We start from the raw sequence: 22,599 nt of genomic DNA on the forward strand, positions 1-22,599 counted from the left end.
TGGACAGTGGCGGAGCCCGAGCCCCCAGGAGAATGCCGATGACCCGTCCGCGCCGCAGCCTGTTGTTCATGCCAGGATCGAATGCACGGGCGCTGGAGAAGGCCCGCACGCTGGCGGCGGACGGTATCATCCTCGACCTTGAGGATTCCGTTGCCCCCGACGCCAAGGCCACAGCGCGCGAGCAGATTGCCAAGGCGGTCGCCGCCAGGGGCTTCGGCAAGCGCGAGGTTCTGATCCGCATCAACGCGCTCGACAGCCCGTGGTGGGTCGACGACATCGGCATGGCCGGCAAGGTGCAGCCGGACGGGATCCTGGTTCCGAAGATTTCCACGGTCGACGATCTCAACGCAGTCGCCGATCGCCTCAGCGACATCAATGCCCCTGCCTCGATCCGGGTCTGGGCGATGATCGAGACCGCACGCGCCGTGCTCGACGCCGACAAGCTTGCCGCGGCATCGCAGGACTCCGAGGTCCGGCTCGCCGGCTTCGTGTTCGGGCCGAACGACATCGCGCGCGAAACCCGGATCCGAATGAAGCCGGGCCGCGCCGCGATGATCCCGCTGATCACGCATTGCATCCTGGCGACCCGCGCGCACGGGCTGGAGATCCTCGACGGCCCCTATGGCGACATCAGCAATATCGACGGCTTCGCGGAAGAATGCGCGCAGGGCCGCGATCTCGGCTTCGACGGCAAGACGCTGATCCATCCGAGCCACATCGACGCCTGCAACGCGATCTTCACGCCGCCCGAGGCCGAGGTTGCCGAGGCCCGCAGGATCATCGCCGCCTTCGAACAGCCGGAGAGCGCCGCGCGCGGCGCGATCCAGCTCGACGGCCGCATGGTGGAGCGCTTGCATGCCGAGATGGCGAAGCGCACGATCGCGATCGCGGATGCGATCGCTGCGATGGGGCATTGACGATCATCGGTCGTGACATGCGCGCTAAAGCATGATCCGGAAAGGTGCGAAGCGGGTTTCCGAAAAGATCATGCGCAAACAAGAAGCTAGAGCGCGATGACGATTCAACCTGATCGCATCGGGCTTTAGTCGCGCTTCAGGCTCATAATGTAATTCGCGAGATCATCGGCCTCGCTCGGCCCGACAATGATGTTCGGCATTGTCGGGTGGCTCGTCTTCAGGAACACCTTCAGCCAAAGCGTGGTGGTGGAGGGCCGGTTGGCGATGGCGATGAAGTCCGGCGGCACTTTCTTCACGCCCGTGGCAATCGGGCCGACAACGTGGCATTCCATGCACCATGCCTCTGCCAGCCGGTGCCCGGCAGTAATGCTCTCTGAAGGCTGCCCAGCGCCATTGGCCTGATGCAGGCGTAGCAGAAAGAGCGCAGCCATCGCGATCACGACGATCGGCAATGCACGGCGCCAGACGATGTGCTGATTCAGCATCGACGCACCATCACGACGCCGGCTTGCGACCTGCAGCCTCATCCAGCGCATCGATCGTCGCGGCGTTCAGGCAGTATTGATGATAGTGCGCGCTGGACGTGCCGGCGGCGAGATCATGGTCGCACTGTCGCTTGTGATTGCACAAGCTGCAGACCCGCTCCATGTCGCGCAGCACCAAGTACTCGGTGCGTGCCAGCTTCTGTTGATCGATTCCGAGTGCCATGAGCAGCTTGGGCAATTCGTCGGCGCTGTGCGGCCCTTGGCGCACCAACGCCGTGAGGTCGTCAGGGCTGACCCGCAGGTCGCTTGCGATCTGCTTGAAACTCGCATCGTCCAGTTCGCGCAGCTCGCCAAGCTCCCGCCGGTGCTTCAGCCAGTCGCCGAACACATCGATCAGATACTCGACGACAGGGTACATCCGAGCTTCGGTGGTCATGGGTGCCTCCAACATAGAGTGGCCGTCCCATATGAGACCTTCTACGCAGCCTGACCTTGCGGCAGATCAAATCGGCTCAAGTTCGCCCAAACCTCTCCGTCGCCCAAGCATAGAGGCTGCCGGGGATCGGCGCCTCCTTGCCGCGTCCCTTTGGCGAGATGTGCAGGCCGATGATTTCGGGATCATCAAGGTAGCGCGAAAAATCCGACGGCTCGAAGAACAGTCTTGGCTCGGCATGCACCGCGTAGAACGAGCGCTTCGGCAGTGCGTACTGCAACTCGCCTTCGCGGCGCGCGAGCGCGGTCAGCGCCGCCGGGCCGTAGATCGCGACTCTGATATCGGCAAGGCGGTTCGACTTGCCGCGCAGCCGGCGCATTGCAAAGGTCAGGCGGTGACGCAGCGCCAGCCAGTCCGGGATGAGCTCGTCCTGTTTCATCAGCGCCTCGAAGGCGCGGACGATCGGATCGTCAGGCGGCAGGTACAGCACGGAATTGCCGAGCTGCCGCGGCCGTTCCCAGGCGAAATAGGGCTTTGCCGGATCGATCACGACCGGCTTCAGCAGCAGCACATCGGCGTCGAGCCAGAGCCCGGCGCGCTGCGTCATCAGCCGCATCCGGAAGAAATCGCTGAATTGCAGGATGGTCCAGTCGCGCCACGAACCGTCGCGCTCGGCCGGACGCAGCTTCTCGGCAAACGCATGCGGCAGCACCGCTTCGGCCTCGGCATTGCCGACGCCGTCGGGCAGGCCGGGAATCGGATCGAAGCTGTAGACGGTCACCTTGTGCCCGGCCGCCACCTGCGAACGCAGGCAGGTCCGGCGCAGCGCGTCCATTGAGCCGTGCCAGAAGGTGACGATGTCAGGCAGCATGCGCGTCAGCTATCAGCTGGTCTGCGAAGAGGCAAAGGAAAACCCCGGCGCCTGAAGGTGCCGGGGTGCGATGATACGCCGAGCCTCAGGCCCAGGCGCGCTCCTTCAGCTTGGCCTCGTAGGTGTCAATCGACGACTTCTTCTCCATCGTCAGGCCGATGTCGTCGAGGCCGTTGATCAGGCAGTGCTTGCGGAACGGATCGATCTCGAACTTCACCGTGCCGCCGTCGGGGCCGCGGATCTCCTGGTTAGGGAGATCGATGGTCAGCGTCGCATTGGCGCCGCGCTCGGCATCGTCGAACAGCTTGTCGAGGTCCTCCTGCGACACGCGGATCGGCAGGATGCCGTTCTTGAAACAGTTGTTGTAGAAGATGTCGCCGAACGAGGTCGAGATCACGCAGCGGATGCCGAAGTCGAGCAGCGCCCACGGCGCGTGCTCGCGGCTCGAGCCGCAGCCGAAATTGTCGCCGGCGACCAGCACCTTCGCATTGCGATAGGCGGACTGGTTGAGGACGAAATCGGGGTTCTCGCTGCCGTCATCCTTGTAGCGCTGCTCGGAGAAAAGCCCCTTGCCAAGGCCGGTGCGCTTGATGGTCTTGAGGTACTGCTTCGGAATGATCATGTCGGTGTCGACATTGATGATCTTCAGCGGTGCCGCGACGCCTTCCAGCGTGGTGAACTTGTCCATCGGTGCTTTTCCCGGGCAAAAATAGGGGATAGGGGCCGGATCTTTATCGCGAATGTGACAGCGGTAAAAGGGCCATTTCTGCAAAGCTAGCCCGCATCGGCCTCAATCGCCTCCATATCGGCGTCCGAGAGGCCGAAATGATGCCCAATCTCGTGGACCAGCACGTGGCGGACGATGTGGCCGAGGGTCTCGTCGTGCTCCGCCCAGTAATCCAGGATCGGCCGCCGGTAGAGCCAGACCAGGTTGGGCAGCCGGGCCACATCGCCATAGCTCTGCTGCGGCAGGCCGATGCCGTGAAACAGGCCGAGCAGGTCGAACTCGCTCTCGGCGTCCATCTCGTCGAGCACCTCGTTGGTCGGGAAGTCGTCGACACGGATGATCAGGCCCTCGCAGAGGGCCCGGAACGTCGGAGGCAGGCGCTCGAAGATCTCGTGCGCCATGGCCTCCATCTCGGCGAGCGAGGGGGCTTTGGCTGTGGTCCACATGACACTCCTTTAGCGCGAGTGGCTTAGCCGGCGCCAGCGCAGTTGACCTTGGCGGTGCAATGGGAGACCGTGCGGCCCAAGATTGAGGCTCAAGAATGGGGCTTGGGTGGCGTGATGAAACGGATCGTGGCGGCAACGCTGTTGGCGGTAGCAGTCGGGCTTTCGCTTCCGGCCGGAGAGGCGCGGGCACAGAGCGCGGCGGCCGAAGCACGCATCGGTGAGACGGCGCCGGTCGTGCGCGAGCGGGTCGTCGAGCACCGCCGGCTGAAGCGGGTGCCGATCTACCGGTCGCGGCCCGATCATTGGGAACCGGATGTCATCCCGCGCTACAATCCCGGTCCGAACGCCGTGCGCGATTGCACCGCGACGTATGTGCAGGAGCACCGGCCGAGCGGCACCGTGATCACGCCGCGCATGAATTGCTTCTGGCGCCCGGGCTAGAGCGGCTGCGAGCGACGCGGAAGCTAGCGCAAATGACGGCGCGCTGCGCCGATCAGTCCGGCAGCGGCGACCGCTCCTACCGTTCCATAGACCGCGAGCGCCATCAGCATTTGTGTGAGATGGCTCGCCGTTCCTGTGCTGCCGCGCGGTCCTTGCGAGGCGAGTGCGACATCGGCGTTCATGATTGAACCGCTGAATGTCGCAATTGCAGTACGAAGCAACCGCCGGCGTGTGCCTGTCTGTGTCACGGCAATCTCCTGCAACAGAGGACACGCAAGATGCGACCATAGTCTATGCCGGGTTTTGCTCATCATCGCGAAAAATCGCGCGCCGTGTCGGAACCTGCGTGCGCCAGCGGCATTCACAATCGTGGCGCAGTCATTCACATCCCATTCACGTCGTCCGCATTCTGCTTGCGATCTGCGTCGCGGCAACGGGGGTCGATTCGAACCCGAGTCGTCGTTGCAAGACGTGACATCAAGGGATCAAGGAGAAGACGCATGAAGGTGATGAAAGTTCTGGGGCTTGCGGCCGTCGGTGCCGTGCTGGTTTTTGCGGCGCCGGCCGAGCGCGCGAACGCGATGTCGCTTGCGACGCCGGGCACCGCCGCAACGGTTCAGGACAACGCGAACCAGACGACCACGCAGGTACGCTATGGTCATGGTCATGGCTGGCACCGTGGCTGGGGTCGCGGGCATCACCGTGGCTGGGGCCATCGTCGCCACTGGCGCCGCTGATCGCGCGGCGTATCAGCGCAGTTGAGACACAGGCCCGTGAGCAGCGGGCCTGTTGTCGTTTCCAGCCATCAAACCGGCAGATTCGCGCGCCCGAGATGATATCAATCGCAATCTGCAGGAGGTTGATCATGATGAAATGGATCGGTGTTGCCGCGGTCGCTTGTGCATTCGCATTGACGGCACCGGCATCGGCAAGTGCCGCGACATCAGCCAAGCCGCAGGCCGCAGCACAGCAGCGGCAGGCGGGCAAGGCGACGGACTTCAGCGCGCAGCGCCATCATCGCCATTACCATCGTCACCACTATCACCGCGGCTACCGGCTCCATTACCGGCCGTACTACCAGCCCTATTCCTATTACCGGCCGTACGGCTCCTATTATTACGGGCGGCCTTACTACTATCGGCCGTATCCATACGCGGTGCCGGCACCGTTCACCTTTGGCTTCGGGTTCGGCCCGTTCTGGTGATGTAGCCGGCCGCGCTGCGCGCGTCGTCGACATTCCCGCTCGGACTTTTCGTCGCACGGTTTCGCGCGTTCATGACGCATTCACTCGGGGCTTTCAGCGTCCTGCCGGGAGCGACTGCAATGAACGCATGAGGCCGGCTGCCATGCAGCGCGGTTCTCAGCGCTGTTGTCAGGGAGGTTCCGAGATGAGGGAGAGCTCTTTGCGGCGTGGACTGCTGCGCCGTCTCGGTGTTGCGGCGGCTGCGGTCTTCGCATTGTCGATCGCCTCGCAGCAACGCGCCGAAGCGCTGTCGCTGCGAGGCCAGGCACCGTGCCTGCGGCAAAGTCCGCGGCCGATGCCATGACGACCCAGGTTCGGCATGGCGGTGGCGGCGGCCACGGCCACGGGGGCGGAGGTTTTCATGGCGGCGGTTTTCGTGGCTTCCATGGCGGCGGTTTCCGCGCCGCGCCGGTGTTCCACGGCGGCTATCGCTATGGCGGCTTCCATCGCCACTACGGCGGGTACCACCGCTTCTATGGCGGCGGTTACCGCTACGGCTACCGCCGGCACTTCCATCACCGGCGCTACTTCTACGGATCGTCCTACTTATTACCCGGCCTACTACCATCACCGCCGCTGCCGGGTGGTCTGGACCTATTACGGACCGCGCCGGATCTGCCGGCCGTATTGGCATCACCGCCATTACTGGCGGCCGTACGGGGTCTATTGGTAAGGGCTGAAACGACAGCGGGCGCCTCACGGCGCCCGTCTTTTTCAGCCTAGTCCCAGTTCTTAAGCTTCCAGGACTTTATCTTCCACGGCGTCAGGTTTTCCATCCGCCATTGCGTCCAGCGCTCCGGCGGCCAGTGGCTGAGGCGCGAGGTTTCCTTCACCTCGGGAAGCGGATCGATGATGCGCGGCGCGGCGCGGCGTCGCTTCTGCCGCGTCGCCTCACTGATCATGTCGACGAATTCGCTCTTGTCGGCCACGTCCGGCTCCCCATGAAGCTTGTGTTCGCAAGGAGCCAGTGTGCGTGCGCCCCGTTAACGAGCCGTTTCCGAAACGGCTCGAGCTTGAGGCGAAAACCGCGCTTACCTTACCGCCACTCCCGGACGTCGACGAAGTGGCCGGCGATCGCGGCCGCCGCGGCCATCGCGGGCGACACCAGATGGGTGCGGCCCTTGAAGCCCTGGCGGCCCTCGAAGTTGCGGTTCGAGGTCGAGGCGCAGCGCTCTTCCGGCTTCAGCTTGTCCGGGTTCATCGCCAGGCACATCGAGCAACCCGGCTCGCGCCATTCGAAGCCGGCCGCAACGAAGATCTTGTCGAGGCCTTCGGCTTCCGCCTGCTCCTTCACGATGCCCGAGCCCGGCACGATCATCGCGTTGACGTTGGCGTTGACGGTCTTGCCCTCGGCGACCTTCGCGGCGGCACGCAGGTCTTCGATGCGGCCGTTGGTGCAGGAGCCGATGAAGACGCGGTCGAGCTTGATGTCAGTGATCTTGGTGCCGGCGGTCAGGCCCATATATTTCAGCGCACGATGCTTGGAGAGCCGCTTCGCCTCATCCGCGATCTTGTCGGGATCGGGCACGAAGCCGGTCACCGAGATGACGTCCTCAGGGCTCGTGCCCCAGGTGACGATCGGCGGCAGCTTTGCGGCGTCGAGCCGGAGCTCGTGGTCGAAATGCGCGCCCTCGTCGGAGCGCAGCGTCTCCCAGTAGCGCATCGCGGCATCCCAGGCCGCGCCCTTCGGCGCCTTCGGGCGGTCGCGCAGGAAGTCGAACGCCTTCTGGTCGGGCGCAACCAGGCCGGCGCGCGCGCCGCCTTCGATCGACATGTTGCAGACCGTCATGCGGCCTTCCATCGAAAGCGCACGGATCGCCTCGCCGGCATATTCCAGCACATAGCCGGTGCCGCCGGCGGTGCCGATCTCGCCGATGATCGCCAGGATGATGTCCTTGCCGGTCACGCCGTCCGGCAACTTGCCGTCGACGATCGCGCGCATGTTCTTGGCCTTCTTCTGGATCAGCGTCTGCGTCGCCAGCACGTGCTCGACCTCGGAGGTGCCGATGCCGTGCGCGAGCGCGCCGAACGCGCCATGCGTCGAGGTGTGGCTGTCACCGCAGACGATGGTGGTGCCCGGCAGCGTAAAGCCCTGCTCCGGGCCGATGACGTGGACGATGCCCTGACGCTTGTCGAACTCGTTGTAATATTCGATGCCGAATTCCTTGGCGTTCTCCGCCATCACCCGCATCTGCTCGATGCTTTCCGGATCGGGGTTCGGCTTCGAGCGGTCGGTGGTCGGGATGTTGTGGTCGACGACGGCGAGCGTCTTCTCGGGCGCGTGCACCTTGCGGCCCGCGGCGCGCAGGCCTTCGAACGCCTGCGGCGAGGTCACCTCGTGCACCAGGTGGCGATCGATATAGAGCAGGCAGGTGCCGTCCTCGGCCTCGTGAACCAGATGGTCGTTCCAGATCTTGTCGTACAGCGTGGTCGGTTTGGACATGAGCTTCAGCTCCAGAAGAAATTCAGTGGTGAATGACGTTAAGCGCGTCTCGGCGCGCGAGCAGGCGACAGCGTCCAGGCAGCGTTACACTGCGCGCGTAAGCTCTGATGTTGCCGACGTCGCAAAGCGTCCGAAGAAGCGGCCGGGCAGCCGCGAGCGATCGTCGATCACGACGCGCTTGCAGGTCTGACTTGGGCAGCGCTGGCATGCTTGATCCGGAACCATTCTAAATTTCTAACACAGCGCTTGCGCCCGCGACAATCGATCGATGCGCGGGCCTGTCCATCAGATAGGTATGCCGCAACGAAAAAGCGCGGGGCAGGCCCCGCGCTTTTGGTCACATCCCCTGAAGGGAAACGTTACTCGCCAACGGCGGTCTGGCGGTCCTGCTTCTCGACGATGCGGGCCGACTTGCCGCGCAGGTTGCGCAGGTAATAGAGCTTGGCGCGACGCACCTTGCCGCGACGCACGACCTTGATCGAGTCGATCATCGGCGACATCACCGGGAAAACGCGCTCGACGCCTTCGCCGTAGGAGATCTTGCGCACGGTGAAGCTCTCGTTGAGGCCATGGCCGGAACGGCCGATGCAGACGCCTTCATAGGCCTGCACGCGGGTGCGTTCGCCTTCGACCACCTTCACGTTGACGATGACGGTATCGCCGGGTCCGAATTCCGGGATGGTCTTGGTGGCGGCGAGCTTGTCGAACTGCTCTTTTTCGAGCTGCTGAATCAGGTTCATCGAAATCTCCATCGGCGGCGCGCCCAGCCTGTGCGGGCTGCGCAAACGTCCATCTATCCTGCGCGTGTGCGGATTAGGCCGTGCCTATAAGGCAAAGCGCAGGGTTTGTCACCCGTCTGTCGTGTTTTTTGTCCCCCTCGGAGCGGCTTTTTGGCCGGCCTTCCGGGCCAAGAGATCGGGCCGCCGGGCCGCCGTCAGGGCCTCGGATTGGGCCAGCCGCCAGGCCGCCACCTTGGCGTGATCGCCGGAAATCAGGATTTCCGGGATCTGGCGGCCCTCGAACTCCTGCGGACGGGTGTATTGGGGGTATTCCAGTAGTCCCTCAGAGAAGCTCTCCTCGGTTCCCGAGGCCAGCTTCCCCATCACCCCCGGCAACAGGCGAACGCAGGCGTCGATCAGCGCCATCGCGGCGATTTCGCCGCCGGACAGCACATAATCGCCGATCGAGACCTCCTCGAGCCGGCGCGCCTCGATCACCCGCTGGTCGATGCCCTCGAAGCGGCCGCAGACGATCAGGGGCCCGGGCCCGGCCGCGAGCTCCGCGACGTGGGTCTGGGTCAATGGCCGACCCCGCGGACTCATCAGCAGGCGCGGGCGGTCGGGTGCGATGGCCGCAGCATCGATCGCTGCCGCCAGCACGTCGGCCCGCAGCACCATGCCTGGACCGCCGCCGGCCGGCGTGTCGTCGACACTGCGGTGCCTGTCGGTCGCCGACGCCCGGATGTCGCGCGCCTCCAGCGCCCAGAGACCTGTTGCAAGCGCCTTGCCGGCCAGGCTGACGCCGAGCGGTCCCGGAAACATGTCCGGGAACAGGGTCAGCACGGTGGCGCGCCATGGGATCGCTTGGGATGGGGTCTCTTGCGATGTCATGGCCTCTGGTTACGGCACCACAGCCGTGAGGTCGAGGCTCTGCATCATCGCGGCCGCGTCGACTGCACGGCGGAAGTCGGCGAGCTTGAACGTCGCGACGTTGATCTTGCGCAGATCCAGCAGGCCCTCGGCGGCAAGGCCGGCGAGTTGGCCGGGCGCGGTGCGGTCGTACATGAACTGCCCGACCACCTCCCAGTCGTTGGCCAGCATCTCGCGGAACGACAGCTCGAGCGGCACCTCGGCGCTGCCCATCAGCACCATCCGGCCGCCACGCCGGAGCGTGCGCAGGCAGGACAGCGTGGTCGAGGTGCTCTTGGCGGCGCCAAGCAGGTCGAGCGCGACATCGGCGCTGCCGCCGGCGGCGTGGCGGATGATCGAAAGATCGGCGGCGGCATCGCCGGTCACGACAGCGGGAATGACGCGCGGGCCGAATGCATCGCGCAGCTGCTCGAGCGCGGCCTGCTTGCGTCCGACCGCAACGACGCGGCCCGCACCCATCGCGACCGCGAGCATCACGCCGCCCGAACCGAAATAGCCGGTCGCGCCGTTGACGATGATGGTCTGTCCGCCGCGCAGGCCGGAGCGCTGCAATCCGCCGAACGGCACGATCAGTTTTGCCAACCCGATCAGCTCGGTCGCCGGCTTGTCGTCGAGATTGGCAAGTGGCGTGACGCAGGCGGCCGGCCAATGCGCGATTTCCGCGAACACGCCGTCGCGCCAGCGTGCCTGCAATGCGAGAGCCTCCGGCGTCGTCACCGTGGCGGTGAGGCCGATCAGGATCTGCGGCGGATCGCGATCCGGCACGTCGCCGCGCAGATGCGGGCTGAGGAACACGCGGTCGCCCTCCCGAACGTGCGTGACGTTCTCGCCGGTGGCGACGACGCGCGCGATCGCGTTGGTGCCCGGCACGAACGGCATCGGCGGCAAGCTGTAGGGCAGCGCGCCCGACAGCAGCTTGTTGGTATAGGACAGCACCATGCCGGCTTCGACCCGGACCACGACGCCATCGGGCGCAGGCCGGGGCGTTGCGACATCCTCGAAGCGGAGATCATTGTGGGCGTGCAGCCGCCAGGCCTTGTGCGTGCTTGTCATTGGGATGCTCCGTGACACCATTGCTTAAGTAGCCCGGATGGAGCGAAGCGCAATCCGGGAATCATGCAAGCAACGAGGAGCGGCCCCGGATTTCGCGGAGCCTGTCATCGGGCGCGCATTCGCGCGACCCGTTGGCTTCATCCGGACTACGGACTTCACGCCGTCGTTGGGTCGTCGGCCAGATGCCGCGCGAGCGCCCCTGCAAGCGGGCAGATCGCCAGCGCCGTGAGCGCGGTCGCCGTGGTCGCGAGCGTCGGGCCGAGCGCGTCACCGAGCAAGCCGTAGAGCACCGGCGCGATCGCGCCCGATCCGATCGTCCCCGTATAGAACAGCGCGAAGGCGCGCTCGGCCTGATGCGGCGGCGTGAGCTCGGGCACCGTGCCATAGAGCACCGAGGAGGTGCCGTTGAGCATCACGCCGAGCAGCGGTAGCAGCACGATGGCGGGTGCCAGCGGTAACGCCAGCACCGCAAGGATCAGCGCCGCCGTGCCGCCTTCGGTGATGAGCACGGTGCGCAGCGTGCCGACGCGTTCGCCGAGCCAGCCACAGGTGAATTTTCCCGCGGCGCCGCCGATGAAGACCAGCGCCAGCGCGAGGCCGTTGGTCGGCAGCGAGGCACCCTTGTCGCGCAACAGGAACGGCAGGAAGGTGAGAAAACCCATCCTGACCGCGGTGTCGAGAATACCGATCGCGAGCAGCCAGTGAAAACCGTCGCCGGCGCCTTCGCGACGCGACGCGGCGGTTGCCTTGTGCTCAGCGCCCTTGCCGACCGAGGGCATCCAGAGTGCGATGCAGATCGCGACGAGCAAGCCTGCAAGCGCGAGCACGAGCAGCGTGTGCCGCCACGACATGATCACGAGCAGGATCGAGGTCAACGCCGGGATCGCGGCCTTGCCGAGATCGCCGGAGAAATTGTAGATGCCGAGCGGGCCGCGCGCTGTCGCGCCATAGGCGCGCGACACAGCGGCCGATGCGATCGGATGCTGCGTGCTCGAACCCGCGCCGGAGAGCGCGAGCGCCAGGCCAAGTCCGATGACGCCGCCGGAGAGCCCGGCGAATACATAGCCGAGCGCCGACAGCGCCGTGCCCGCGATCAGGATGACCTTGCCGTCGATCCGCTCTGCGATGCGCCCGACTGGAATCTGCAGCCCGGCCATGGCGCCGGCATAGAGCCCGCGCAGCAGCGCCAACAGCCCGTAGCTCAGCGCGAACTCCGCCTGCCAGACCGGCAGCAGCACGTAGATCAGGTCGGTGTAGCCGTCATGGAGGGCGTGGGTGAGGCCGGTCACGGACAGCGTTCGCGTCGCCCGGGCATGGCCAAGACGGGACGTGCCGGCTTCGGCGGATACGCTCATCGTTGCCATCCAGAGCAAGAAAATCTAACGGTGGAGCGGCTGCGCATCGGAGGGGGCCCTCGAAAAGAGGAGATATGTAAGTAGCTTGCTGCGCAATATGCGCCCGAACGGCCGCTGTCACAAATCAGCAATAATCGGGCTATGCGTTAGAAAATCTGGTATTGAGCAGTCATGTTCGTCCCGCGCCGCAGTCTGCCGCCGCTCAATGCGGTCCGCGCCTTCGAGGCCGCCGCGCGGCTCGGCAGCTTCAAGGAAGCGGCCGCCGAGCTCAGCGTGACCCATGGCGCCGTCAGCCAGCAGATCCGGCTGCTCGAGGAGTGGCTCGGCGCGCCGGCGCTGTTCCGGCGATCGGTGCGGCGCGTGGTGCTGACGCCGGCTGGCGCGGCGTTGCTCGCGGAATTCGCTCCGGCGCTCGACCGGATTTCCGCCGCCGTGCAGCAGCATCGCGAGCGGCGCGGCGATGCCGCCGTGGCGGTGTTGCGCGTCAACGCGCTCGCGACCTTCAGCCTGCGCTGGCTGCTGCCGCGGATGAGCCGGTTTCGCGCCGAGCATCCTGATATCGAGGTGCGCTTGAGCACGTCGAACGATCCGGTGGACGCGTTGCCGGAATCATTCGACGTCGTGATCCGCGGTGGTCCCGACACGTTTCATGGCTTTTCGTCGCGCTTCCTGGTGTCGGAGCGGAGATTGCCGGTGTGCAGTCCGTCGCTGCTCGAACGACTGCCGCTGCACGAGATCGCGGATCTCTCCAAGCATACGCTGCTGCATGTCACGTCGATGCCGCGGCTATGGCGCGACTGGCTGACCGAGGCCGGGCAGTCCGCGCTGGAGCCGGCGGCCGCGCTGACCTTCGATCATTTCTATCTGACGATCCAGGCCGCGCTCGATGGTCTCGGCGTTGCGATGGGCCCGACTGCGCTGATATCGGACGATCTCGCGGCCGGGCGCCTGGTGACGCCGTTCCCCGCGATCAGCCTGCCGGCGCGGAGCTATTTCGCCTATTTTCCGGCGGGCCGCAGCAACGATCCGCACAGCGCGGTGTTCTGCGACTGGCTCGAGCAGCAGGGCCGGATGACGAGCTGAAGAATGTCTTGATCAGGATCAGGCTGCCGACGGATCGTCGCCGTCGATTTCCTGCGGCAGGTCGATCACGACGCGGCCGCCGTCGAGATCGACTGATGGCACCACGGCATTGGTGAAGGGCAGCAGCATGGTCGCGCCCTGCGGCGGGGCGATCTCGATGATGTCGCCGGCGCCGAAATTATGGATCGCGATCACCTTGCCGAGCGGCTGACCTGATGGCGTCACCGCGGCGAGGCCGATCAGATCGGTGTGGTAGTATTCGCCGTCGTCGGTTTCCGGCAGCCGGTCGCGCGGAACGTAGAGCTCGAGCCCATTGAGCCGTTCGGCATCATCGCGGCTGGCGACGCCCTTCAGCGTCACCACCAGATGGTCCTTGGCCTCGCGCGCATGCGTGACCTCGAACTGGCGCGTGCCGTCCTTGGTCATCAGCGGGCCGTAGTCCTTCACGGCCAGCGGGTCTTCGGTGAAGGTCCATAGCCTGACGGCGCCGCGCACACCGTGCGCAGCGCCGATACGGGCGACACAGACCGGTGCAGTCACCGTGGTCGCCGATCAGCTTTAGGCCTTGGCGGCGGCTTCAGCCTGCGCCTTGCGCTCCTTGCGCGGCACGGCCTTTTCCGGGTTGTTGCGCGCGGTGCGCTTCACGACGCCGGCAGCGTCGAGGAAGCGGGTCACGCGATCCGACGGCTGCGCGCCCTTGGCGAGCCAGGCCTTGACCTTGTCCATGTCGAGCTTCAGGCGGGCCTCGTTGTCCTTCGGCAGCAGCGGGTTGAAGTGGCCGAGACGCTCGATGAAGCGCCCATCGCGCGGGAAGCGCGAGTCGGCGACGACGACGTGATAGACCGGACGCTTCTTGGTGCCTGCGCGGGCGAGGCGGATAACAACGGACATTTAGTTCTCCTTCAAAGGTCGATGTGTTCGATTGATTGGCATTCCGCGTCGCGCCGGCCGCATGTGAGCCGTCGCGACGAATTCCTCATTTCTTCTTGCCCGGGAAGCCGCCGAGGCCCGGCAGTGTCGGCTTGCCGCTGAGGCCGGTCAGGCCCGGCACATTGGGCAGGCCGCCGCGCAGCCCAACGGGTAAATCCTTCGGCAAATTGGGCAGGCCGCCGCCGGCACCGCCCTGCATCTTCTCGGCGAGCGCCTTCATCTCCTCGGCCGAGGGCGGCTTCATGCCGCCGCCAAAGCCCATCGCCTGCGCGATGCCGGCGAGCGGGCCGCGCTTGCCGCTTCCCATGGCCTTCATCATGTCGGCCATGTTCCGGTGCATCTTCAAGAGCTTGTTGACCTGCTCGACGCTCTGGCCGGCGCCTGCCGCGATGCGCTTCTTGCGGCTCGCCTTCAGGATGTCCGGATTCTTGCGCTCCTGCCGCGTCATCGAATCGATCACCGCGACCTGGCGCTTGATGATCTTGTCGTCGATACCGGCCGCCGCGATCTGGTTCTTCATCTTGGCGATGCCGGGCATCATGCCCATCAGGCCGCCGATGCCGCCCATATTCGCCATCTGTTGCAGCTGTTCGCGCATGTCGTTGAGATCGAACTGACCCTTGCGCATGCGCTCGGCGGTGCGCGCGGCTTTTTCGGCGTCGATATTGGCTGCGGCCTTCTCGACCAGCGAGACGACGTCGCCCATGCCGAGGATGCGGCCGGCGATGCGGTTCGGGTGGAAGTCTTCCAGCGCGTCGGTCTTTTCGCCGGTACCGAGCAGCTTGATCGGCTTGCCGGTCACCGCGCGCATCGACAGCGCAGCGCCGCCGCGGCCGTCGCCGTCGACGCGCGTCAGCACGATGCCGGTGAGGCCGACGCGCTCATCGAATGCGCGCGCGAGGTTGACTGCGTCCTGGCCGGTGAGGGAGTCGGCGACCAGCAGCACCTCATGCGGATTGGCGGCGGCTTTGATCTCGGCCGCCTCCTTCATCATGTCTTCGTCGAGCGTGGTGCGGCCGGCGGTGTCGAGCAGCACGACGTCATAGCCGCCGAGCTTGCCGGCCTCGAGCGCGCGCCGGGCGATCTGCGGCGGCATCTGGCCGGCGACGATCGGCAAGGTCGGGATGTCGAGGTCGCGGCCGAGCACCGCGAGCTGCTCCATCGCCGCCGGGCGGTAGACGTCGAGCGAGGCCATCAGCACCTTGCGCTTGTCGCGCTGGACCATGCGGCGCGCGAGCTTTGCGGTGGTGGTGGTCTTGCCGGAGCCCTGCAGACCGACCATCATGATCGGCACCGGCGGCACGGAATTGATGTCGATGGTCTGGCCGTCGGAACCGAGCGTGGCGACGAGCTCGTCGTGGACGATCTTCACCACCATCTGGCCCGGCGTCACCGACTTGACGACGGTGGCGCCGATCGCCTGCTCGCGGACCCGGTCGATGAAGCTGCGGACGACCTCGAGCGCGACGTCGGCTTCGAGCAGCGCGCGGCGCACCTCGCGCATCGCGGCATCGACGTCCTTTTCGGTCAGCGCACCGCGCCCCGTCAGACGATCGAGAATGCCACCAAGCCGTTCCGACAGATTGTCGAACAATGCCGTTGTCCTGCTTTGAACCTCGCCCCGCTTGCGGGGAGAGGTCGGATCGCCTCGGCGATCCGGGTGAGGGGGTACAGGGCTAACCGCACGCCTCATGCGCGGAGAGAGCCCCTCACCCCGACCCTCTCCCCGCAAGAGCGGGGCGAGGGAGAACGAAAATCCAAACACTTTCGCGCCCGAGGGCGCATCGCGCTGTCGGGCGTTGGCCTCTGGCCTCCAGGGCCAGTCGGCGGGTCGAAAAGACGGATCTTTCCGAGAAAGTGGCGGCGTTAAACGCTGCCGGGCGAAGAAAGTCAAGGAAAGTTTCGTCGCAATTCGCTCGGCTGAGACCCTAAGGCATTGAAATTGCGTCAATTTGCCATGTTGGTTCCAAATTCGTCGCTATCGCCCATATAAGCGGAGCCTGCCTCCTGTTTGGGAACCCGCGTGCCCATCATCACTCGCCGCCGCCTTCTTGCAACCTTGACCGGAGCCGCTGCCGCGCTCGGCGTGCCCTCGATCTGGATGTCCCTGATGAAAACCTATGACGGCCCCGTCTCCGATCATTTCGACGGCCTGCACTTCTTCGATCCGGACGGCGCGCCGCCGAAATCGCTTGGCGAGGTGTTGCGCTGGCAGTTCGGGGGCAGGCGGCAGCGCGCGGTCTGGCCGGAATGGGCGCCGAGCCCCTATGCCGATACGCCGCCGCCGCGCGTCGACGGCGACAAGGTGCGGCTCTGCTTCGTCGGCCATGCCAGCTGGCTGATCCAGACCGTAGGCCTCAACATCCTGGTCGATCCCGTCTGGTCGATGCGGGCCTCGCCGTTCGGCTTCGCAGGGCCCAAGCGGCACAACGATCCCGGCATTGCTTTCGAGAAGCTGCCCAGGATCGACGTCGTGCTGGTGTCGCACGGCCATTACGATCATCTCGATGTCGCGACGCTGTCGAAGCTGACTGCGGCGTTTGCGCCGCGCGTGATCACGCCGCTCGGCAACGACGTCACGATGCGCGCCTCCGATGCCGCGATCAAAGCCGAGGCGTTCGACTGGCATCAGCGCGTCGAGCTCGGGGGCGGCGTTGCCGTGACGCTGGTGCCGACGCGGCACTGGTCGGCGCGCGGCCTGTTCGATCGCAACAAGGCACTGTGGGCGAGCTTCGTGCTGGAGACGCCCGCCGGCAAGCTCTATATCGTCTGCGATTCCGGCTATGGCGACGGCCGGCACTTCCGCCGGGTGGCCGAGGCGCACGGTCCGTTGCGGCTCGCGATCCTGCCGATCGGCGCTTACGAGCCGCGCTGGTTCATGCAAGACCAGCACATGAACCCGGAGGATGCGGTGCAGGCGCTGGCCGATTGCGGCGCGACCCAGGCGCTGGCGCATCACCACGGCACATTCCAATTGACCGACGAGGCGATCGACGCACCGGCGATCGCGCTCGGCGAAGCGCTCGATGCGGCCAGGGTGCCGCGCGAGAAATTTGCGACGTTGAAGCCGGGTCAGGTGTTCGAGATTTAGAAGCTGTCGTCCCTGCTTTCGCAGGGACGACAATCACTGCTACTTCTCCTTGATCGCCCAGGAGACGGTCACATTGACGGTGAGCGTTTCCTCGCCCTGGGCGACCGGCGTGGGGGCGGCGAATCCAGCCGTCGCCATCTTGGCGCGGAACATCGGGACCGGCGCCGAGCCGACTTCCGCGATGTTCAAGGGCGCGCCGAGCGTGACGCCAGCGGCCTTGGCGTAGATCTCCGCCTTGCGGCGGGCGTCGGCAATCGCCCGTTCGCGGGCGTCATCGAGCAGCTTCGACGCCTGCGACACCGAGAAATTGAGCCCGCCGATATCGTTGGCGCCGGCGCCCACCAGCACGTCGATGACACCAGCGACCTTGCTCACATCGTGCAGCTTGATCGTGACGCGATTGCTCGCGTGATAGCCGACGATGCTGGGCGGGGCGTTCGGCGACGACGGCGTACGGTTGGCGAATTGCGGCGACAGCGACAGCCGCGAGGTCTGATAATCCTTTTCCGCGAGGCCGGCGCCCTTCAGCGCGGCCAGCACCTTGCCCATCGTCACATTGTTGGCTTCGGCGGCTTCGCGTGCGGTCTTGGCATCGGTGGTGACGCCGGCATCGAGCTGCGCCTCGTCGGGCGCCGCCGATACGGTCGCCTCGCCGGTGACCGAGATCGCCGGTGGAAAGTCGCTGTCGGCGAGTGCGGGCGCAGCCAGCAGCGTGGTTGCGATAAGGGTGGCAGCGATGGGGAGGCCGAGGGGGAGGCGACGGGTCATCTGGCTCACTTCAGGGGTACGTAGACGTTGATCACAAGCTTGTCTTCGGCGGTCTTCAGCGGATCGGTGATGTATTCCTCGATAAAGGTGTCCTTGGCTTCGAGCTTCTTGTCGTCGAGGTGATTGGTGATCGCCTCATAGGTATTGTCCATGTTGTCGTAGGACCCGCGATGGACGAATTTCAGCGCCTTGCCATCGGGCGAATTGCCCAAGCTCATGTTCTTGCCGAGGTTCTTGACGTCCTGGTCGACCGGGATTTCGGCGATGAAGGTGAAGCCGGTGTCGTCGGTCGAGGTGTAGACGATCATCGGATTGCCCGCTGCCTTGACGCCGTCCTTATCGAGCAGCGCGGTGAGCTGCTTGAACGCTTCGATCAGCGCGTCGAAGGCCGAATCCCAGTTGGCCGTGCCCTTCAGCATCACAACCTTCTTCGGTTCCAGCGTGAACGGCTCGCCGAACGGGTCGGCGGTCTGCACCGGGGCGGCCGGCGGCGGCGCCGGGGTCTGCGATGCGGCCGGGCTGTCGGCCGGTGACTTGGTCTCGGCCGGCGGGGGCACCGGTGTTGCCGATGGCGCAGGCGCGGGCGTTGGGCTCGGGCTTGCCGCCGGAGCGGGCGAGGCTGACGGCGACTGGGCAGGCGCCGGGCTTGCCAGGGTGATCGCGGCCAAAGGGAGCAGCGCGACCAGGGCCGCGCGGAGCGTGTTGATACGGTTCATTCGGTATTTCTCCATCCCCTTCCTCAAACGGCCGCTCGATCTGTCCCGGCGCGCGCGGTCCCTGAGGTGCGATATTCCTAACACGCGAGTTCTGCATTCGTCCCATGACAGATGTGTCATAGGGCCATTCTGACTGGCCATCTGGCCACCACTCGCCATATAACCGGGCGGAATTTAGGAAAATCGATGAGCGCGCTCGCCAATCACGCATTCGCCAAGATGAACGGCATCGGCAACGAGATCGTCGTCGTCGACCTGCGCGATTCCAAAGCACAGGTTTCGGCTGATGAGGCGCGCGCCGTGGCATCGCCGGCCGGCGGCGTGCCCTATGACCAGCTGATGGTGCTGCAGCCGCCGCGGCTCGATGGCACGGAAGCGTTCATCTCGATCTACAACAATGACGGCTCGGAGGCCGGGGCCTGCGGCAACGGCATGCGGTGCGTGGTGCGGCGGATCTTCGAGAAGACCGGCCAGACATCCGCGACGTTCCAGACCCGCGCCGGCCTGCTCAATTGCTGGCAGGGGCCGGCGCCCGATCTCTACACCGTCGACATGGGCGCGCCGAAGTTTGGCTGGCAGGACATTCCGCTGGCTGAGGAATTTCGCGACACCCGCTACATCGAGCTGCAGGTCGGGCCGATCGACAATCCGGTGCTGCATTCGCCCTCGGTGGTCTCGATGGGCAATCCGCACGCGGTCTTCTGGGTCGATGACGTCAATGCCTACGACCTCGAACGGTTCGGGCCGCTCCTGGAAAACCATCCGATCTTCCCGGAGCGCGCCAACATCACGCTCGCTCATATCGTCGATCGCGACCACATCACGATCCGCACCTGGGAGCGCGGCGCCGGCCTCACCAGGGCGTGCGGCTCGGCGGCCTGCGCGACGGCGGTTGCGGCGGCGCGGCTGAAGCGCGCCAACCGGATGGTCGAGATCACGCTGCCCGGCGGCAAGCTCGGCATCGAGTGGCGCGAGCGCGACGACCACGTGCTGATGACCGGCACGGCCGATTTCGAATATGAGGGCCGCTTCGATCCGGCGCTGTTTGCCAACGTCGCATAGCCGGGCATGAAGGCGGTCTTGGGATCGGTTATGAGCGTCGAAATCGTCACCTTTGGCTGCCGCCTCAACGCATTCGAATCCGAGGTGATCAGGCGCGAGGCCGAGCAGGCGGGGCTCACTGAGACCATCGTCATCAACAGCTGCGCCGTCACCAATGAGGCGGTGGCGCAGGCCCGGCAGTCGATCCGCAAGTTGAAGCGCGAACGCCCCGCGGCGCGCATCGTCGTCACCGGCTGCGCGGCGCAGACGCGAGCCGACATGTTTGCAGAGATGGCCGAGGTCGATCGCGTCGTCGGCAATGACGAGAAGATGCGCGGCGACGCCTGGCAGGCGACGCGCGCAGCTTTCGACATCGGCGCAAGCGAGAAGGTCGCGGTCGCCGACATCATGGCTGTGACGGAGATGGCGCCGCATCTGCTCGACGGCTTCGAGCGCGGCCTGCCGCGGGTGTTCGTGCAGGTGGCAGAACGGCTGCGATCATCGCTGCACCTTCTGCATCATCCCCTACGGCCGCGGCAATTCGCGCTCGGTGCCGATGGGTGCGGTGGTCGATCAGGTTCGCACGCTGGTCGAGCGTGGCCATGCCGAGATCGTGCTGACCGGCGTCGATCTCACGAGCTATGGCGGCGATCTCCCGGGTACGCCGAAGCTCGGCCAGTTGACCCGGCAGATCCTGCGCCATGTGCCCGAGCTGAAGCGGCTGCGCATCTCCTCGATCGATTCGATCGAGGCCGATCGCGACCTGCTCGATGTCATCGCCGACGACGCGCGGCTGATGCCGCATCTGCATCTGTCGTTGCAGTCCGGCGACGACTTGATCCTGAAGCGGATGAAACGCCGGCATTCACGCCGGGACGCGATCGATTTCTGCGCGCAGGTCCGCCGGCTGCGGCCGGACATCGCGCTCGGCGCCGACATCATCGCGGGCTTCCCGACCGAGTCTGAGGAGATGTTTGCGCGCTCGCTCGATCTGGTCGCGGAATGCGATCTCACCTTCCTGCACGTGTTTCCCTATTCGAAGCGTCCGGGCACGCCGGCCGCACGAATGCCGCAGGTCGAGGGCGGGGCGATCAGGGAGCGCGCCAAGCGACTGCGCGCAGCCGGCGAAGCCGCGCTGGTGCGGCGGCTTGCTGCGGAAGTCGGCGCGACGCGCGAGGTGCTGATCGAGAGCAACAGGCAGGGCCGCACCGAGCACTTCCTGCCGGTTGCGATCGATGACGATGCGCCGGGTATGGTGCGTGCGATGTCCATCAGCGGACATGACGGCGCGCGCCTCACTGCATCGGTCGGCGACGTCCGTTGAGACGACGCCCTGCGCGTTATTTCGGGACGACGCGCCTCACCATTCTCTCGTCATTCCGGGGCGGTGCGCAGCACCGAACCCGGAGTCCATTGAGCCGCATAACTCGTGGAAGAATGGATTCCGAGGCGCGGATAGAAAGTTTGACTCATCGCCGCGCCAACAACCTCGATGTCGTCCCTGCGAAAGCAGGGACCCATGACCACGAATGGTTGTTGTTGGGCGATGCCGGAACGAGTCCCGTTCACAATATCCGCTGCGGAGTACGGGTCCCTGCTTTCGCAGGGACGACATCGGGAGTAAGCCGTGGCCTCTCGGCTCGAACACCGACGTCTCTAAAATACTGGATCACCCGCATACGCATAGGCGGGTGATGACACCGAACCAGCTGTTTGACAGGTTGAAATCAGAATCCGTCGCGCCATCGCGCATGACGCACTCAGTGCGCGCGGCCGCCGGGCTTTGGCGGCTGCGACGCGCGAACCTGCCAGAACCGCAACAGGCGGTCGGCGTCGCCGCGGGTCATTTTCGTGAACTGGTTCTTCGCATGGGCGAGCTCAACGGCGCCCATCGAGCCGGTCGCATAGCGGCATTCCATCACCGCGGCGGTGGTCGCCCAGCTCAGGCCTGCCGCCCGGCACGGCACCAAAAGGCCTTCACTGCGCACGCTTTGCATCAGGGAGCGGATCACCTCGATGTTCGACTGCGCAAGATCCGCCAGCGCAACGACGGTTTCTTCATATCTTCGCTGCCTGGCGAAGCCGAGCAGGGCGGCCTCGTCGAGCTCGCCGCTGTCCTTCAGCTTCGCGACGTGGCGCTTGGCTGCGGTGAAATCCCGGACCTGCGACATGTCGCGCTCGACGCCGGCGGCGACTGCGGCGATCGCGTGGCGGATTTCCTCGTACAGATACGGCGGGGCGCGTTCCAGCAAACGGCCGCGAACCTCTTCCGTTGCCTGGCGCAGGAGCTTAAGACGGAGCTCCGCTGGCAGGTCCGCGCGGATGCCGGTCTCGATTGCGAGGGTCGGATCGTGCTCGGCCTGTGCGAGGATGACGGCAAATCCGCCAGGCGATACTTTGGCGCCGGGATTGGTGACGAGGCGGTGGCTCACGCTCGCAAAGCGACGAGCCAGAAGCGCGTCGGTGACGACGTCCTTCAGCCACCAGCGGCCGGCGACGGCGAGCAGGTGCTGCTCGCTCTTGGTCTGCGCGATCTCGACCAGATCCTCGGCACTGAGGCGCGAGGATTCCTGCAGCATCGGCCGCGCGATCCGGATCTCGTCGTTTTTGGCGAGGCGGCGAACGATCGCGGGCGGTGCCTGCGCGACCGGGGCGAGCTGCTCGCTGATCTCGGCAAGCGCCATCCGGGCGCTGATCTCGGCGAGCGCGCGCAGCTCGATGGTCTTGACCAGCCGTTCGAGCACATTGTCGAACAGTTCGATCTGCTCGCTGTTGATGCTGCCGGCAGAGTGGAGGAAGAGATCAGTGACGCGCTTCGCCGTCGCTATGCATTTTTCGGCGGAGCCGGCGCGTATCGCAGCCTCGACCTCGTCGACAATTGCCTGCCCGGCAGTCAGCATTGCTCGT

Annotated in this window: 26 protein-coding genes and 1 pseudogene; 9 read left to right on the top strand and 18 right to left on the bottom strand. The window is 65.6% G+C overall.

Features of this window, described 5'->3' with window-relative positions; genetic code table 11:
- Positions 1-38: 38 nt before the first annotated feature.
- Positions 39-917 (top strand): HpcH/HpaI aldolase/citrate lyase family protein, encoded by an 879-nt coding sequence (locus tag ACVWW1_RS31450; RefSeq protein WP_456658553.1) that lies wholly within the window; start codon positions 39-41, stop codon positions 915-917.
- A 125-nt stretch (positions 918-1,042) separates the two neighbouring features.
- On the opposite strand, the gene ACVWW1_RS31455 is transcribed toward ACVWW1_RS31450, so the two are convergent.
- The 5 genes from ACVWW1_RS31455 to ACVWW1_RS31475 all read right to left on the bottom strand — a co-directional run bounded on the left by ACVWW1_RS31455 (position 1,043) and on the right by ACVWW1_RS31475 (position 3,879).
- Complete coding sequence (locus ACVWW1_RS31455) at positions 1,043-1,444, bottom strand: c-type cytochrome (protein ID WP_456658554.1); 402 nt, start codon at positions 1,442-1,444, stop codon at positions 1,043-1,045.
- Entirely contained in the window at positions 1,413-1,838 is a 426-nt protein-coding gene (locus ACVWW1_RS31460) for a hypothetical protein (protein ID WP_456658555.1), read from the bottom strand. The genes ACVWW1_RS31455 and ACVWW1_RS31460 overlap by 32 nt, the downstream gene beginning before the upstream one ends.
- A 76-nt stretch (positions 1,839-1,914) precedes the next feature.
- The gene (locus ACVWW1_RS31465) at positions 1,915-2,706 is read right to left on the bottom strand and encodes a hypothetical protein (RefSeq protein WP_456658556.1); all 792 of its coding nucleotides are present in this window, start codon (positions 2,704-2,706) and stop codon (positions 1,915-1,917) included.
- An 85-nt stretch (positions 2,707-2,791) separates the two neighbouring features.
- On the bottom strand, positions 2,792-3,394 hold the full coding sequence (gene leuD / locus ACVWW1_RS31470) for a 3-isopropylmalate dehydratase small subunit (protein WP_223977644.1): 603 nt from the start codon (positions 3,392-3,394) through the stop codon (positions 2,792-2,794).
- A gap of 86 nt (positions 3,395-3,480) precedes the next feature.
- Positions 3,481-3,879, bottom strand: coding sequence for a metallopeptidase family protein (locus tag ACVWW1_RS31475; protein ID WP_456658557.1), 399 nt, complete (start codon positions 3,877-3,879; stop codon positions 3,481-3,483).
- A gap of 114 nt (positions 3,880-3,993) precedes the next feature.
- Between ACVWW1_RS31475 and ACVWW1_RS31480 the strand changes: the two genes are divergently transcribed.
- Positions 3,994-4,320 carry a hypothetical protein gene (locus ACVWW1_RS31480; RefSeq protein ID WP_456658558.1) on the top strand — a complete coding sequence of 109 codons (327 nt, stop codon included), beginning with the start codon at positions 3,994-3,996 and terminating at the stop codon, positions 4,318-4,320.
- Positions 4,321-4,343: 23 nt separating this feature from the next.
- Here the strand turns inward: ACVWW1_RS31480 and ACVWW1_RS31485 are convergent, their stop codons facing one another.
- Positions 4,344-4,502 carry a hypothetical protein gene (locus ACVWW1_RS31485; RefSeq protein WP_456658559.1) on the bottom strand — a complete coding sequence of 53 codons (159 nt, stop codon included), beginning with the start codon at positions 4,500-4,502 and terminating at the stop codon, positions 4,344-4,346.
- Positions 4,503-4,820: 318 nt separating this feature from the next.
- Here ACVWW1_RS31485 and ACVWW1_RS31490 point away from each other — a divergent pair, with 318 nt between their 5' ends.
- From ACVWW1_RS31490 to ACVWW1_RS31500, 3 genes are all read left to right on the top strand, one after another.
- Positions 4,821-5,057: a hypothetical protein gene (locus ACVWW1_RS31490; RefSeq protein WP_456658560.1), complete on the top strand. Its 237-nt coding sequence runs from the start codon at positions 4,821-4,823 to the stop codon at positions 5,055-5,057.
- A 128-nt stretch (positions 5,058-5,185) separates the two neighbouring features.
- Complete coding sequence (locus ACVWW1_RS31495; protein WP_456658561.1) at positions 5,186-5,524, top strand: hypothetical protein; 339 nt, start codon at positions 5,186-5,188, stop codon at positions 5,522-5,524.
- A 339-nt stretch (positions 5,525-5,863) separates the two neighbouring features.
- Positions 5,864-6,286 (top strand): hypothetical protein, encoded by a 423-nt coding sequence (locus ACVWW1_RS31500; protein WP_456658562.1) that lies wholly within the window; start codon positions 5,864-5,866, stop codon positions 6,284-6,286.
- Here ACVWW1_RS31500 and ACVWW1_RS31505 read toward each other — a convergent pair.
- The 6 genes from ACVWW1_RS31505 to ACVWW1_RS31530 form a co-directional block, all read right to left on the bottom strand.
- Positions 6,283-6,492: a hypothetical protein gene (locus ACVWW1_RS31505; protein ID WP_092121493.1), complete on the bottom strand. Its 210-nt coding sequence runs from the start codon at positions 6,490-6,492 to the stop codon at positions 6,283-6,285. The genes ACVWW1_RS31500 and ACVWW1_RS31505 overlap by 4 nt on opposite strands.
- Before the next feature lie 107 nt (positions 6,493-6,599).
- A complete protein-coding gene (gene leuC, locus ACVWW1_RS31510) occupies positions 6,600-8,006 on the bottom strand; it encodes a 3-isopropylmalate dehydratase large subunit (protein WP_456658563.1) in 1,407 nt (468 codons plus the stop codon).
- A gap of 359 nt (positions 8,007-8,365) precedes the next feature.
- Entirely contained in the window at positions 8,366-8,746 is a 381-nt protein-coding gene (gene rplS / locus ACVWW1_RS31515) for a 50S ribosomal protein L19 (protein WP_050402537.1), read from the bottom strand.
- Positions 8,747-8,854: 108 nt separating this feature from the next.
- Positions 8,855-9,616, bottom strand: a complete 762-nt coding sequence (gene trmD / locus ACVWW1_RS31520) for a tRNA (guanosine(37)-N1)-methyltransferase TrmD (protein ID WP_207834014.1) — start codon at positions 9,614-9,616, stop codon at positions 8,855-8,857.
- Positions 9,617-9,625: 9 nt separating this feature from the next.
- Positions 9,626-10,708 carry a zinc-binding dehydrogenase gene (locus ACVWW1_RS31525; protein ID WP_456658564.1) on the bottom strand — a complete coding sequence of 361 codons (1,083 nt, stop codon included), beginning with the start codon at positions 10,706-10,708 and terminating at the stop codon, positions 9,626-9,628.
- Positions 10,709-10,863: 155 nt separating this feature from the next.
- Positions 10,864-12,063: an MFS transporter gene (locus ACVWW1_RS31530; RefSeq protein WP_456658565.1), complete on the bottom strand. Its 1,200-nt coding sequence runs from the start codon at positions 12,061-12,063 to the stop codon at positions 10,864-10,866.
- 171 nt (positions 12,064-12,234) lie between these two features.
- Between ACVWW1_RS31530 and gcvA the strand changes: the two genes are divergently transcribed.
- Entirely contained in the window at positions 12,235-13,146 is a 912-nt protein-coding gene (gene gcvA / locus ACVWW1_RS31535; protein ID WP_456658566.1) for a transcriptional regulator GcvA, read from the top strand.
- Between the two features lie 18 nt (positions 13,147-13,164).
- On the opposite strand, the gene rimM is transcribed toward gcvA, so the two are convergent.
- The 3 genes from rimM to ffh all read right to left on the bottom strand — a co-directional run bounded on the left by rimM (position 13,165) and on the right by ffh (position 15,670).
- Complete coding sequence (gene rimM / locus ACVWW1_RS31540) at positions 13,165-13,686, bottom strand: ribosome maturation factor RimM (protein WP_176534376.1); 522 nt, start codon at positions 13,684-13,686, stop codon at positions 13,165-13,167.
- 18 nt (positions 13,687-13,704) lie between these two features.
- Entirely contained in the window at positions 13,705-14,037 is a 333-nt protein-coding gene (gene rpsP, locus ACVWW1_RS31545; protein WP_029081296.1) for a 30S ribosomal protein S16, read from the bottom strand.
- Between the two features lie 85 nt (positions 14,038-14,122).
- The gene (gene ffh / locus ACVWW1_RS31550; RefSeq protein ID WP_176534375.1) at positions 14,123-15,670 is read right to left on the bottom strand and encodes a signal recognition particle protein; all 1,548 of its coding nucleotides are present in this window, start codon (positions 15,668-15,670) and stop codon (positions 14,123-14,125) included.
- A 516-nt stretch (positions 15,671-16,186) separates the two neighbouring features.
- Here ffh and ACVWW1_RS31555 point away from each other — a divergent pair.
- Positions 16,187-17,167 carry an MBL fold metallo-hydrolase gene (locus tag ACVWW1_RS31555; protein ID WP_456660719.1) on the top strand — a complete coding sequence of 327 codons (981 nt, stop codon included), beginning with the start codon at positions 16,187-16,189 and terminating at the stop codon, positions 17,165-17,167.
- Between the two features lie 39 nt (positions 17,168-17,206).
- Here the strand turns inward: ACVWW1_RS31555 and ACVWW1_RS31560 are convergent, their stop codons facing one another.
- Together ACVWW1_RS31560 and ACVWW1_RS31565 are read right to left on the bottom strand one after the other, a co-directional pair.
- Entirely contained in the window at positions 17,207-17,935 is a 729-nt protein-coding gene (locus tag ACVWW1_RS31560; protein ID WP_173639656.1) for an SIMPL domain-containing protein, read from the bottom strand.
- 5 nt (positions 17,936-17,940) lie between these two features.
- Entirely contained in the window at positions 17,941-18,651 is a 711-nt protein-coding gene (locus tag ACVWW1_RS31565; protein WP_456658567.1) for a GyrI-like domain-containing protein, read from the bottom strand.
- Between the two features lie 186 nt (positions 18,652-18,837).
- Here ACVWW1_RS31565 and dapF point away from each other — a divergent pair, with 186 nt between their 5' ends.
- Positions 18,838-19,713 carry a diaminopimelate epimerase gene (gene dapF, locus ACVWW1_RS31570; protein WP_456658568.1) on the top strand — a complete coding sequence of 292 codons (876 nt, stop codon included), beginning with the start codon at positions 18,838-18,840 and terminating at the stop codon, positions 19,711-19,713.
- A 30-nt stretch (positions 19,714-19,743) separates the two neighbouring features.
- A pseudogene (mtaB, locus tag ACVWW1_RS31575) lies at positions 19,744-21,016 on the top strand (tRNA (N(6)-L-threonylcarbamoyladenosine(37)-C(2))-methylthiotransferase MtaB).
- A 436-nt stretch (positions 21,017-21,452) separates the two neighbouring features.
- On the opposite strand, the gene ACVWW1_RS31580 reads toward mtaB, so the two are convergent.
- Entirely contained in the window at positions 21,453-22,592 is a 1,140-nt protein-coding gene (locus ACVWW1_RS31580; protein WP_456658569.1) for a DUF2336 domain-containing protein, read from the bottom strand.
- Positions 22,593-22,599: the final 7 nt, after the last annotated feature.

The sequence above is a fragment of the Bradyrhizobium sp. JR3.5 genome, assembly GCF_054057015.1.